This is a genomic window from Stieleria tagensis (genome assembly GCF_024129865.1).
Classification (GTDB): Bacteria; Planctomycetota; Planctomycetia; order Pirellulales; family Pirellulaceae; genus Stieleria; species Stieleria tagensis.
Map to the genome: position 1 here is coordinate 1 of NZ_JAMYFE010000189.1, position 1,540 is coordinate 1,540.

Annotated in this window: 1 protein-coding gene; it reads left to right on the top strand. The window is 61.5% G+C overall.

The window, feature by feature from the left end; genetic code table 11:
* Positions 1-1,540: beta strand repeat-containing protein (locus NHH03_RS27700; RefSeq protein WP_253161608.1), on the top strand; the 1,540-nt coding region annotated here is incomplete at both ends.

Sequence of the window (1,540 nt, forward strand, 5' to 3'; positions counted from 1 at the left end):
CCACGGGGATCGGCAGCAGCGGACAAGCGATCGACACCGATGTCGGCACGATCGCGGCCCAAACGACAGCCTCCGGCGGCGTGTTCATCAACGAACTCGACGCATTGACCATCGGCGTCGGTTCCGGCGGTGTCAGTGGGATCACCGCGGCCTCCGGTGGCAGCGTCGATATCGATGCCGGCGGCATGCTCAGCATCGCCACAGGCAGCCGAGTCCTGGCCGGTGGAAACGCGACGACGTTGACACTGGACGCCACCAGCATGAGTTTGAATGCCGGCAGCGCAGGCACCGAAACCGTGCAGAACACCGGATCAGGCACCATCACCCTGACCGCCACCGCTGGCAACATCACGCTGGACCACCATTCTGTGGGAGCAGGATCCGGAACGGTCAGCATCGATGTCGGCACGCAAAGTATTCTTGCTGCACAAGCCTCCGGGACCGCCGAAATCAATGCCGCAGGCACCGTGGCTTTCAATGCCGCCACCATCGGGTCGAACAACAACCATGTCGATCTGGAGGGGGCCACCGAACTGCAGATCACGGATACCGGGGCTGGAGACATGTACCTCGGTGAAGTCACCGCAAGCACGATTCAGTCCACATCGATCACGGTCGGCGATGTGGCCTATGGAACGATTATTGTCGACTACTTTGATACCGATTTCCTGGCGATTGACACCAATCACCTGCTCTATCTAGTCCAGCACGACGCCAGTAACCGCAACTTTGACTACACCGCTTTGGCCGGTGATGTTTCGGTCAACTCGATCAATACCGGAATTGCTGCAACGACCGTGACAGCCGTCGATGGCGCGATCAACGAGTCCGTTTCCGGCACGTCAACCAACATCACGACCGACGGCGTCTTGACCCTGTCGGCCACCAGCGGCATTGGCAACACCGGCGCCATCGACACGAACGTCGGAACCTTGGCCGCGCAAACGACCGACTCCGGTGGCGTTGCCATTCGGGACATCGGCGACGTGACCGTTGGCAGTGGTGCCGGTGGAATCAACGGTGTCAGCGCAGCGATCGGCGGTGATGTCGACCTGGATGCACTGGGAACAGTGACGGTTGCAGCGGCCAGCCAAGTCAGCGGCGGCGGCGACGGCACCGCGGTCACGATCGATGCCGGTGGCATCGAACTCCAGGCCGGAACCAGCGGAAACGAATCCGTCAACAACTCGGGTGACGGAACCGTCACGTTAACCGCCACCGCATCCGGCATCACCCTGGACAATGATTCGATCGGGGTGGGAACAGGGGATCTGAATCTGAACGCCAACGGGCAAACCATCGGTGTCGCCCAAGCCACGGCGACCGCCGAGATCACGACCGGCGGCGTCGTCAACGTTGATGCGGCAGCCGTCGGCAGTTTGACTCAGTCGCTGGACATCGACGGCGCGACGGCGCTGACGATCAACGACAGTGGCGCCGGCGCGATGTCGTTTGGAGAAGTCGGTGGCCAAACCATCACGGCAACCACGATCACGGTTGGCGATGTCGGTTACGGCAGCATCGACATCGACTATAGCGA